Source organism: Streptomyces sp. NPDC005551 (genome assembly GCF_042871785.1).
Classification (GTDB): Bacteria; Actinomycetota; Actinomycetes; order Streptomycetales; family Streptomycetaceae; genus Streptomyces.
On record NZ_JBIAJE010000004.1, the window covers coordinates 540,787 to 552,230 of the forward strand.

Consider the following 11,444-nt stretch of genomic DNA (forward strand, 5'->3'; position numbering starts at 1 on the left):
CCCGTCAGATCATGCCGGACCGGCGTTCTCCTCGCCTGCCCCGCCCTTCACTTCGGCAAGCGCGCGTCGCTCGGCTGCCTTCTCCGCGGCGAGCCTGCGGTGCTCGGCCGCCTTCTTCTCGTAGATGTCGGCCATGCGCAAGTGGTACGCCGGGTTGTCCAGTTCGTAGATGTCGGGGATGCCGTCGCTGTCCTCGTCACGCTCCTCGGCCTCGCACAGGTGGCGGTACTTGGCGTTCCGTACCTTCAGCAGTGTCCCGGCGAGTACGGCAGCGATCAGCGAGCCGATGAGGACGGCCGCCTTGACCTCGTCGGCGAGCACCGGGTCACCCGCGAAGGCCAGTTCGTCGATGAGCAGCGAGACGGTGAAGCCGATACCGGCGAGTGAGGAGACCGCGAGGACGTCCGGCCAGGCGAGGTCCTCGCTCAAGGAGGCCCGGGTGAAACGGGCCGTCAGCCAGGTCCCGCCGAAGATACCGACCGTCTTGCCGACGACCAGGCCGAGGATCACACCGAGCGTCTCGGGCCGGGTGAAGACGGCGCCCAGGGCACCGCCGGACATCGCGACACCCGCGCTGAACAGGGCGAACAGCGGAACGGCGAGTCCTGCCGACACCGGGCGCACCAGGTGTTCGACGCGCTCGCCGGGGGACTGCTCCTCGGGCTTGCCGTCCGGTCCCGCGCCCTCCACCCGGTGGCAGCGCAGCATCAGACCCATCGCGACACCGGCGATGGTGGCGTGAATGCCGCTGTTGTACATCAGCCCCCAGATGATCAGGGCCAGCGGGACGTACACGTACCAGCCGCGTACCCCCTTGCGCAGCAGCAGCCAGAAGACGGCGAGGCCCACGACGGCGCCGCCGAGCGCCGGGAAGTTCAGCCGGTCGGTGAAGAACACCGCGATGATCAGGATGGCGAACAGGTCGTCGACGACGGCGAGCGTGAGCAGGAAGGCGCGCAGGGCCGAGGGCAGGGACGTGCCGAGGACGGCGAGGACGGCCAGCGCGAAGGCGATGTCGGTCGCGGTCGGGACCGCCCAGCCCTGGAGGGAGCCGCCGCCGGTGACGTTGACGAGGGTGTAGACGAGCGCCGGTACGGCCATGCCGCAGAGCGCGGCGACGACCGGCAGCAGCGCGGCCTTCGGGTCCCGCAGGTCGCCCGCGACCAGTTCCCGCTTGAGCTCGATGCCGGCGACGAAGAAGAAGACGGCGAGGAGGCCGTCGGCCGCCCAGTGCTCGACGGACAGGTCGAGCCCGAGCGCGGCGGGGCCGAGGTGGAAGTCGCGGACGCTCTCGTAGCTGTCGTGCAGCGCGGGTACGTTCGCCCAGATCAGTGCGGCGATCGCGGCGGCGAGCAGCAGGATGCCGCCGACGGTCTCGGCGCGCAGCGCGTTCGCGACGAAGCTCCGCTCGGGCAGCGAGAGCCGGCCGAGGAACTTACGAGTGGCGGTGCTGGGCGCGGTCACGGGGCGACCTCCGGTCGGTGGGCAGGGCTGAGCACATGCCGACCAGACTTCCCGGCGCACCTTGGGTCCACGTATGACGTTGTTGACGCGTTCCTTAGCTTACCTAAGGTGCTGCCGGACGGATCCGGTGATCTTCACACTAAACACAAAGAGGGCACCCGGCGCGGCGCCGGGTGCCCTCTCCGGGCATGCTCAGGCCTGTCGGCCGTGACCTCAGTCCTCGCTGGGCGCCGCCGGCAGCTTCTCCTGGATGAGGTCCATCACCGTGGAGTCGGTGAGCGTGGTGACGTCGCCCAGCTCGCGGTTCTCCGCGACGTCACGCAGCAGCCTTCGCATGATCTTGCCGGAACGGGTCTTCGGCAGCTCCGCCACCGGCAGGATCCGCTTCGGCTTGGCGATCGGCCCGAGCGCCGTGCCCACGTGGTTGCGCAGGTTCGCGACCAGGCCCTCGTCCTCCGCGGAGGCCGTCCCGCGCAGGATGACGAAGGCGACGATGGCCTGTCCGGTCGTCTCGTCCGCGGCGCCGACGACGGCCGCCTCGGCGACCGACGGGTGCGACACGAGCGCCGACTCGACCTCGGTGGTGGAGATGTTGTGCCCGGACACGAGCATGACGTCGTCGACCCGGCCGAGCAGCCAGATGTCCCCGTCGTCGTCCTTCTTCGCTCCGTCGCCCGCGAAGTACCTGCCCTCGAAACGGGACCAGTACGTGTCCAGGAACCGCTGGTCGTCGCCCCAGATGGTGCGCAGCATCGACGGCCACGGCTCGGTGAGGACGAGGTATCCGCCGCCGCCGTCCGGGACCTCGTTGGCCTCGTCGTCGACGACGGTCGCCGAGATGCCCGGCAGGGCACGCTGGGCGGAGCCCGGCTTGGTCTCGGTGACGCCCGGCAGCGGCGAGATCATCATCGCGCCGGTCTCCGTCTGCCACCAGGTGTCGACGATCGGGGTGCGGTCGCCGCCGATGTGCTTGCGGTACCAGATCCACGCCTCGGGGTTGATCGGTTCGCCGACGGAGCCGAGGACGCGCAGCGAGGACAGGTCGAACTTCGCGGGGATGTCGTCGCCCCACTTCATGAACGTACGGATCGCGGTCGGCGCCGTGTACAGGATCGTCACCCCGTACTTCTGGACGATCTCCCAGAACCTGCCCTGGTGCGGGGTGTCCGGCGTGCCCTCGTACATCACCTGCGTCGCACCGTTCGAGAGCGGCCCGTACGTGATGTACGAGTGTCCGGTGACCCAGCCGATGTCGGCCGTGCACCAGTACACGTCGGTCTCCGGCTTGAGGTCGAACACCGCGTGGTGGGTGTACGACGCCTGGGTGAGGTAGCCGCCGGAGGTGTGCAGGATGCCCTTGGGCTTACCCGTCGTACCGGACGTGTACAGGATGAACAGCGGGTGCTCGGCGTCGAAGGCCTCCGGTGTGTGCTCAGCGGACTGCCTGGCGGTGATCTCGTGCCACCAGACGTCGCGGCCCTCGGTCCAGGCGACGTCCTGGCCGGTCCGGCGCACGACGAGCACCTTCTCGACGGCGTCCGTCCGGCTGACCGCGTCGTCGACGGCCGGCTTCAGCGCGGAGGGCTTGCCGCGCCGGTAGCCGCCGTCCGAGGTGATGACGAGCTTGGCGTCGGCGTCCGCGATCCGGGCCGCGATCGCGTCCGCCGAGAATCCGCCGAAGACGACGGAGTGGGCGGCGCCGATGCGGGCGCACGCGAGCATCGCGACGACCGCCTCGGGGATCATCGGCAGGTAGACGGCGACCCGGTCGCCCTTCCGGACGCCCAGCTCGGTCAGCGCGTTGGCGGCCTTCGACACCTCGTCCTTGAGCTCGGCGTAGGTGATCGCGCGGCTGTCGCCCGGCTCGCCCTCGAAGTGGATGGCGACCCGGTCGCCGTGGCCGGCCTCCACATGGCGGTCCACGCAGTTGTACGCGACGTTGAGCTTGCCGTCCTTGAACCACTTGGCGAACGGCGGATTCGACCAGTCGAGGGTCTCGGTGGGCTCGGTGGCCCAGGTCAGCCGACGGGCCTGCTCGGCCCAGAAGCCGAGCCTGTCAGCCTTGGCCTGCTCATACGCCTCCGCGGTGACATTGGCGTTCGCGGCCAGGTCGGCGGGCGGCGCGAACCTGCGCTCTTCCTTCAGCAGGTTGGCCAGGCTTTCGTTGCTCACGACATCTCCCTTTCCCAGGGTGTCCGTTGTGTCCCAGGCCACAGCTCATCAGACCGGAGGGCCCGATGACAAGGGCAGATCCGGAATTGGTTTAGACCTATTCGGCGACTGCGGGGTCACTCAGGGGCACGTACGGGCGGGCGGCCGGGTTCAGTCTGCGGCGTACGGACGGGCCCTGCCCTGCGCCGCCCCGGGTACGCGGGGCGATCCGGAAGGGGCGGCAGCCGGCACGAAGGGCTGCTCGTACCGAGGTGCGGAGGCCGGGCGGGGTGCGAGGTCGCGCGGCGTGGGGAGGCCGGGCGGGGTGCGGCCGTCGTTGATCCGGCCGCACCCCGGTCATGCTCATGCAGGACTGGGCAGGTCCTCGGGCTCGTCCACGTGGTCGAACAGCTGGGCCGTACCGACGCCTTCACCATCGTCGGCGCCGGTCAGCAGATACGCCCGCGCCTCGCCCACGTGGAAATACATCCCGTGCAGCTCCAGCGCCCCCGCCGCCAGGGCGCGGCTCACGCAATCGTGCGCCCGCAGATGGTCCAGCTGCTGCACCACGTTGGTCAGACAGAGCTGCTCCACCGCGTCGGCCGGGGCCCGTCCGGCGAGCCGGGGCCACGGCCGGTCGGCGGTGGCCATCCGCTTCAGGCTCGGCAGGCCGTACCTCAGCCAGCGCTTGAGGGGCGTCTGTGCTCCACCGGGCTCCGAGTTCAGCAAGGCCTGCATCGCCCCGCACCCGGAGTGCCCGCACACCGTGATGGACCGCACCTCCAGCACGTCCACCGCGTACTCGATCGCGGCGGCCACCGAGTCGTCCCCGCTCTCCTCGCCGGGCGGCGGCACGAGATTGCCCACGTTGCGTACCACGAAGAGGTCGCCCGGGCCGCTGGACGTGATCATCGACGTGACGAGCCGTGAGTCGGCGCAGGTCAGGAAGAGCTGCGACGGCCGCTGCCCCTCGCGCGCCAGACGGGCCAGCTCGCCACGCACCAGGGGCGCGGTGTTGCGCTGGAACGCGCTGATGCCACGGGCCAGTTGGTGTCCGCTGCGTCTGGAGGAACCGGTCGTCCCGCCGGTGCGCTCCCGGTCGTCCGAGGGCCCGCCGGCCGACGCGGGCTGCGGGCCGGCGGAGGGCTCGCAGTGGTGGTTGCGCCAGGGTGTCCAGGGGCGGCACCGGCAGTGGGAGCCGTCCGTGGGCTCGGCGATGCGCGTCCCGAGTCTGCGTCCGGCGATCTCCACCTTGCCGCCCTGGGCGACATGCGTGTTCTGCCAGTCCTGCAACGACTCGTAGGCCGCGTGGTCCATGAACGAGCCGTCCAGCTCCACGACGACCGCGGAGCCCCGCGGGACCAGGTGCAGTGCACGGCTCAGGCGCGGCACGGCGAGGAACGTCAACTGCCCACGCACTCCTACGTAATGGACTCCTTCCCTCTCCTCGTGCGTGATCCGGGTGCGGGCGAGGCGGTTCAGGGCGACAGCGACGGCCACGGCGACCCCCAGCGCCACGCCCTCAAGGACGCCGAAGGCCACGACGCCGAGCGTGGTGACGGCGTACACCAGCACCTCGCGGTGGCGGGTCACCGTGCGGATGTGGTGCAGGGACACCATCTGGATGCCGACGGCCATCACCAGGGCGGCGAGCGAGGCGAGCGGGATCAGCTCCAGGGCGGGGACCATCAGCAGCGCGGCGGCTACTACGAAAACGCCGTGCAGCATCGTGGAGTTCCGGCTCACCGCACCTGCGTGCACATTCGCCGACGTACGTACCGCCACGCCGGCCACCGGCAGACCGCCGAGTGCCCCGGAGACCACGTTGGCGGCGCCCTGGCCGAGCAGCTCGCGGTCGAGGTCGGACCGGCCGACGTGAGCGTGCAGTCCCGGCGGCCGCCCGGCCACCAGCTTGTCCACGGCGACGGCGCCGAGCAGCGACTGCACGCTGCACACCAGGGTCACCGCGAGGACGGCGGCGACGAGGCCGAGGACGGGGCCCTCGGGAAGCCCGGCCAGTGCGTGGCTGCTCCAGGACGGCAGGTCGACCATGGGCAGGCGCAGCCCGGTGAGTGAGGCGGCCGCCGTGGCGCCGCCGACGGCGACGAGCGCGGCAGGGACCTGGCGCAGGGCGCGCCCGGCCCGCCCGGGGATCCGCGGCCAGGCCAGCAGCAGCACCAGGGTCAGCACACTCACGGACACGGCGGCGGGGTGCAGCCCGGCCAACTGGGCGGGCAGCGCCAGCACGTTGGCGGGCACCGAACTCTGAGGGGTGCCTCCGAGCACGATGTGCAGCTGGGCGACGGCGATGGTCACGCCGATGCCGGCAAGCATGCCGTGGACGACTGCGGGGCTGACGGCGAGCGCGGAGCGGGCCACACGCAGACAGCCGAGGCCTAGTTGCGCGATGCCCGCGAGGACCGTGATGGCGCAGGTCGTACGCCATCCGTAGCGGTGGATCAGCTCGGCGGTGACCACCGTGAGGCCGGCGGCCGGGCCGCTCACCTGGAGGGGGGAGCCGCCGAACCGTCCGGCGACGAGCCCGCCGACCGCCGCGGCGACGAGGCCGGCCTGAAGCGGGGCGTCGGTGGCCAGGGCGATGCCGAGGGACAGGGGCAGGGCGATCAGGAAGACCGCGATGGAGGCCGACACATCGGCGCCCGCGATACGGAATCGGCGGGGCGGGGCCGGCGGGGGGCTGTGGGGCTCGGGGGCACGAGGGGGCCGAGTCGGGTCGGCGGCGTGGGTGGGGGCGCAGGCAGACATGGTTCCCGTCTCCTCCGGGGCAGCGCGGTCGCGGAACAGGTGGTCCCCCGCTCGAGACGGGGGCGGGTCGCGGCCGTGGGTCACGGCGTGCAGCGGCGGGATGATTCAACGCTCGGTAAATGGATCGTAATGCAGAGTAAAGGAGAGGTGGTGTCAAAGGCCGCAAATGGGTCAAGGAAACACTCGCCCGAGTGAATGAGGATTTTCATCGGCTTGTCATACAAATCTCTTCCGAAGTCCGTGCGACCTTGACGGCGCTGACGGCACGCCCCTGCCCGGCACCCCGAGAACGCCCCGAGCAGCGTTGCCCTGACTGAAGGAAGAAGGTGGGCGGAAGATGGCCGCCATCCAGAGGATCGCCGCGGGCGCCGCGCTCGCCGCGGCCTGCGCCACGGCACTCGCCGGCTGCGCCACCGGCACCACCCGTTCCGAGGAGGGCGCGCCCGGCGCGAGGAAGCCCGCCGCGGTCCCGGCGCCCAAGAAGGCGGTCCGCCTGATCGGCGACGGCTCCACCGCGTACACCGGAGCGCAGCCGCATCTGCCCCGGCCCGAGCGGCTGAAGCCCGGCCAGAAGCCCCCGCAGTTCGTGGTCTTCTCCTGGGACGGCGCCGGCGAGGACAGCCAGAAGCTGTTCTCGCACTTCCGCAAGGTCGCGAAGGACAACAACGCGACGATGACGTACTTCCTCAGCGGCGTGTACATGCTGCCGAAGGACAAGGCCGAGCTCTACAAGCCGCCGCAGCACTCGCCCGGCCGCTCCGACATCGGCTTCAACGACAGGCAGGGCATCGAGGAGACCGTGAAGCAGCTGCGCGCGGCGTGGCTGGAGGGCAACGAGATCGGGACCCACTTCAACGGCCACTTCTGCGGCAGCGGGGGCGGAGTCGGCGAGTGGTCGGTCAAGGAGTGGAAGAACGAGATCGCCCAGGCGAAGTCGTTCGTGAAGTCCTGGAAGACCAACTCCGGTATGACGAACGCGTCCCCGCTGCCCTTCGACTACGACCGCGAGCTCATCGGCGCCAGGACCCCCTGCCTGGAAGGGCAGAAGAACTTCATGCGCGCCGCCCGCCAACTGGGCTTCCGGTACGACACCAGCGGCGTCAACGACCAGGTCTGGCCCAAGAAGAAGGAGGGCCTGTGGGACCTGTCGATGCAGCTCGTCCCGGTCCCGGGCCGCGGTTTCGAGACGCTCACCATGGACTACAACTTCATGGTGAACCAGTCGGGCACCACGACCCAGGGCGACCCCGCCAAGCAGGAGTACTGGGGCGACCAGATGCGTGACGGCCTGCTCCAGGGCTTCGAGCGCGCCTACAACGGCAACCGCGCGCCGCTGGTCATCGGCAACCACTTCGAGTCCTGGAACGGCGGCACGTACATGCGTGCCCTCGACGAGGTCATCGGGAGTGTGTGCACCCGGTCCGAGGTGCGCTGCGTCTCCTTCCGGCAGCTCGCCGACTGGCTCGACGCCCAAGACCCGGCCACGCTGGAGAAGCTGCGCGGCCTGAAGGTGGGCCAGGCCCCGAAGGAGGGCTGGCCGGCGTACCTGTCGGGCCGTCCGGCCCCGGCCCCGAAGGGCGTCCCCGGGGCCCCGGCCTTCCGGCAGTAACGGGTCACACGGTCGCGTCGGCAGCCGCCGGTGAAACGGCCGCCGTCGCGTCCTCGCCGAGGATGAAGCCGGGGTCGACCTGCGCCGCCAGGTCGACCCCCGTCTTCGCGTTGCCCCACGAGTCCGCGTTCTTCAGATGGAAGTGCACCATCTGGCGCGTGTACCGCTCCCGGTCGCGCAGCTCGTACGTGGCGTCGGCGGCGGAGCGCAGGGTGCGCAGGGTCTGCTGGTTGACGTCCTCCAGGAGCTCGAACCGGGGCGGGCGGCCCTTCTCCATGGCGCGCACCCAGTCGGAGTGTCCGACGGTGGCCAGGAGGTCGTCACCGACTTCGGCGCGGAGGAAGTCGACGTCGTCCTGGCCCTGCACCTTGTTGCCGACGACCCTCAGGGTGACGCCGTAGTCGCGGGCGTACTCCTTGTACTGGCGATAGACGGAGACCCCCTTCCGGGTCGGCTCGGCGACGAGGAACGTCATGTCGAAGCGGGTGAACATCCCGGAGGCGAAGGAGTCCGAGCCCGCCGTCATGTCGACCACCACATACTCGTCGCGGCCGTCGACCAGGTGGTTCAGACACAGCTCCACCGCACCGGTCTTGGAGTGGTAGCACGCGACCCCGAGATCGGCTTCGGTGAAGCGGCCGGTGACCATCAAATGGACCGTGCCGCCGTCGAGTTCCACCGGCCGCGCGCAGGCGTCGTACACGGGGTTGTCCTCGCGCACCCGCAGCAGCCGCGAGCCCTCACCGGGCGGAGTGGTCTTGATCATCACCTCGGCGGACCCGATCCGCGGGTTGGAACCCCGCAGGTAGTCCTTGATCAGCGACAGGTGCGCCCCCATCGCGGGCAGGGCCGCGGCCACGTCCTCGTCGAGTCCGAGCGCGGCTCCGAGGTGCTGGTTGATGTCGGCGTCCACCGCCACGACCGGGGCGCCGACGGCCGCCAGATGGCGGACGAAGAGGGAGGACAGGGTGGTCTTGCCGCTGCCGCCCTTCCCAACGAAAGCAATTTTCATGTTCAGGAAGATAGTGCGGAGGGGGCCTCCACACGCGTGTCGACGTGAAGAAGACCACTCCTTCGTGGGGAGGGCCGCGGGGGTGCGTAGGGTCGTACTCATGAGTACGACAGGCGCGACCGCAGATCCGCTCGCGGCCCTTGGCTCGCTTCCCGGCGTGGCCGAGTCCGTGGAGTCCGTGCGCAAGGCCGTGGACCGGGTCTACGGGCACCGGATCATGCGCCGGCGCAGCAACGAGATCACGTCCGAGGCGGCGCTGCGCGGTGCGCGCGGCTCCGCGGCGCTCTCCGGTGCCGACTGGGCACTCGAAGAGGTGCGACGGCGCACCGACTTCCGCGGGGACGACGAGGCCCGTACGGTCGGCGCGGCCCTGCGGCTGACCGCCGAGGCCGGCCAGCTGCTCTCCATCTGGCGGCAGTCGCCCCTGCGGGTACTGGCCCGGCTGCACCTGGTTGCCGCCGCCGACAACGCGGACGCGGTGGGACGGCCGCGTCAGAACGGTGAGCCGGTCGCCGAGCCGTTCGTCGAGCTGCCGCTGCCGGACGCGAACGAGGTCGCCGGCCGCCTCGAAGGCCTGTCCCGGCTGATCGTCGCCGGAGGATCGGCCCCCGCCCTGGTGACGGCCGCCGTCGTGCACGGCGAGCTGCTCGCCCTGCGGCCCTTCGGCTCGCACAACGGGCTGGTGGCGCGCGCCGCAGAGCGCATCGTCCTGATCAACAGCGGCCTGGACCCGAAGTCCGTCTGCCCGGCCGAGGTCGGCCACGGGGAACTCGGCCGCGCGGCCTACGTGGCAGCGCTCGACGGCTACGTCTCCGGCACCCCGGAGGGCGTGGCCGCCTGGATCGCCCACTGCGGCAAGGCGGTCGAACTGGGTGCCCGGGAGTCGACGGCGGTGTGCGAGGCGCTCCAGCGCGGAGCGGCCTAGCGGGGGAGCCCCCTGACCCGTCTTCTGGAGGGCGGAAAACCCCTGGAACAGGGTTGCGGCGGTACGAGAACTCGTACCGCCGCTGGCATGTTCACCTGGTTACCATGCGTCCTCGAAATGTTGCCCATCAGGTCGGGAACTCTTGCCCGTCACCTGGTGCGGCTGGCCCGTATTCGACGGGTCGACGTCGCGTGGGTGCCTGGTGTCCATGCTCGGTCCGTGGGGCCGTGGTGCGTTCGAAGGTAGTCCTCTCGGATGTCCTTGGTCTCGCGGGCCGTTAAGTTCTTTGTACTCCAGGTCCGCAGGAAGCGGAACCCCCCGTCGTACTTCTTTACTTTTGCCTGCAAAAGGGTGCGAAAGGGTCAGTGTCTGCTACGCCTGCGGCGACTCGGCGCTGCGGATCCGTGACCACGCGAGGGACTTTCCGGTATCCGGAGGTTGCCGCGGAGGTCACACGAGAGGCGTCCGGCGCCGGCTCGCGTACCAGACCAGCCCCGCCGTGGCCACCGCCGCACTGACCGCCGCGACGGTGACGAGCGCCGGACGGGGCGGCACGGACAGGGCCGGCAGCCGCTTCTTCAGGCGGACCGGACGGTGGAAGTCCAGGATCGGCCAGCCCCGGGCGACCGCCTCCCGCCGCAGCGCGCGGTCCGGGTTCACGGCGTGGGGATGGCCGACGGATCCCAGCATGGGCAGGTCGGTCGCCGAGTCGCTGTAGGCGTAGCAGCGTGCCAGGTCATACCCCTCGGACGCGGCCAGCTCCTTGATCGCCTCGGCTTTGGTGGGCCCGTACGCGTAGTACTCCACCTCGCCGGTGAAGCAGCCGTCGTCACCCACCACCATGCGGGTCGCCACCACGCGGTCGGCACCGAGCAGTTCGCCGATCGGCTCCACCACCTCGGCGCCCGACGTGGAGACGATCACGACGTCGCGGCCCGCGGTGTGGTGCTCCTCGATGAGGGAGGCGGCCTCGTCGTAGATGATGGGGTCGATCAGTCCGTGCAGCGTCTCGGCGACGATCTCCTTGACGTGCTGGACGTTCCAGCCGCGGCACATGGCGGACAGATACTTGCGCATCCGCTCCATCTGGTCGTGGTCGGCGCCGCCCGCCAGGAACACGAACTGGGCATACGCGGTACGCAGCGCGACCCTTCGGTTGATCAGCCCGCCTTGGTAGAACGACTTGCTGAAGGTGAGGGTGCTCGACTTCGCAATGACCGTCTTGTCCAGGTCAAAGAAGGCCGCTGTACGGGGCAAGGAGTGGTTTTCCACGAGGGTGAGCATAGGCGCCCACCATTCGGCGTAGTGTGGGGCGTGTGGGTTTGCCTGAGAGGGCTCTCGGGTACACCATGGAAGTCACGGATCGTTCGCGACCGTGCTAACCCGGCCCGGCTCCTCCCCCCCCCGAGTCGGCCGTGGAGACGACCCCCGCTCTCCCCCCCGGCGGGGGTCGTCGCATGTCCGGGTGGGTTTTCTCCTTTACGTTCGCAGTCTCTTGATCTCCGTGTGCCGCCTTC

Annotated in this window: 7 protein-coding genes; 2 read left to right on the plus strand and 5 right to left on the minus strand. The window is 70.3% G+C overall.

Translation table 11 applies throughout. The annotated features are described in order from the left end of the window. Positions 1-9 precede the first annotated feature (9 nt). The 3 genes from nhaA to ACFYP4_RS14825 all read right to left on the minus strand — a co-directional run bounded on the left by nhaA (position 10) and on the right by ACFYP4_RS14825 (position 6,381). Positions 10-1,464, minus strand: coding sequence for a Na+/H+ antiporter NhaA (gene nhaA, locus ACFYP4_RS14815; RefSeq protein ID WP_388785568.1), 1,455 nt, complete (start codon positions 1,462-1,464; stop codon positions 10-12). Between the two features lie 213 nt (positions 1,465-1,677). Beyond that, positions 1,678-3,678: an acetate--CoA ligase gene (gene acs, locus ACFYP4_RS14820; protein WP_358852894.1), complete on the minus strand. Its 2,001-nt coding sequence runs from the start codon at positions 3,676-3,678 to the stop codon at positions 1,678-1,680. A 300-nt stretch (positions 3,679-3,978) separates the two neighbouring features. Beyond that, entirely contained in the window at positions 3,979-6,381 is a 2,403-nt protein-coding gene (locus ACFYP4_RS14825; RefSeq protein WP_388785570.1) for a bifunctional SulP family inorganic anion transporter/carbonic anhydrase, read from the minus strand. Positions 6,382-6,718: 337 nt separating this feature from the next. Between ACFYP4_RS14825 and ACFYP4_RS14830 the strand changes: the two genes are divergently transcribed. Then, positions 6,719-7,990 carry a hypothetical protein gene (locus tag ACFYP4_RS14830; RefSeq protein ID WP_358852892.1) on the plus strand — a complete coding sequence of 424 codons (1,272 nt, stop codon included), beginning with the start codon at positions 6,719-6,721 and terminating at the stop codon, positions 7,988-7,990. A 4-nt stretch (positions 7,991-7,994) separates the two neighbouring features. Here the strand turns inward: ACFYP4_RS14830 and ACFYP4_RS14835 are convergent, their stop codons facing one another. Further along, positions 7,995-9,002 carry an ATP-binding protein gene (locus tag ACFYP4_RS14835; RefSeq protein ID WP_388785572.1) on the minus strand — a complete coding sequence of 336 codons (1,008 nt, stop codon included), beginning with the start codon at positions 9,000-9,002 and terminating at the stop codon, positions 7,995-7,997. 100 nt (positions 9,003-9,102) lie between these two features. Here ACFYP4_RS14835 and ACFYP4_RS14840 point away from each other — a divergent pair, with 100 nt between their 5' ends. After that, positions 9,103-9,927 (plus strand): oxidoreductase, encoded by an 825-nt coding sequence (locus tag ACFYP4_RS14840; RefSeq protein ID WP_388785574.1) that lies wholly within the window; start codon positions 9,103-9,105, stop codon positions 9,925-9,927. Between the two features lie 450 nt (positions 9,928-10,377). On the opposite strand, the gene ACFYP4_RS14845 is transcribed toward ACFYP4_RS14840, so the two are convergent. Continuing rightward, the gene (locus ACFYP4_RS14845; RefSeq protein WP_358852889.1) at positions 10,378-11,211 is read right to left on the minus strand and encodes an HAD family hydrolase; all 834 of its coding nucleotides are present in this window, start codon (positions 11,209-11,211) and stop codon (positions 10,378-10,380) included. Positions 11,212-11,444: the final 233 nt, after the last annotated feature.

What these genes read in the sequence shown, in the direction of transcription:
- ACFYP4_RS14825 (WP_388785570.1), bottom strand. Translation starts at nt 6,381, where the DNA reads ATGTCTGCCTGCGCCCCCACCCACGCCGCCGACCCGACTCGGCCCCCT.
- ACFYP4_RS14830 (WP_358852892.1), top strand. Translation starts at nt 6,719, where the DNA reads ATGGCCGCCATCCAGAGGATCGCCGCGGGCGCCGCGCTCGCCGCGGCC.
- ACFYP4_RS14835 (WP_388785572.1), bottom strand. Translation starts at nt 9,002, where the DNA reads ATGAAAATTGCTTTCGTTGGGAAGGGCGGCAGCGGCAAGACCACCCTG.
- ACFYP4_RS14840 (WP_388785574.1), top strand. Translation starts at nt 9,103, where the DNA reads ATGAGTACGACAGGCGCGACCGCAGATCCGCTCGCGGCCCTTGGCTCG.
- ACFYP4_RS14845 (WP_358852889.1), bottom strand. Translation starts at nt 11,211, where the DNA reads ATGCTCACCCTCGTGGAAAACCACTCCTTGCCCCGTACAGCGGCCTTC.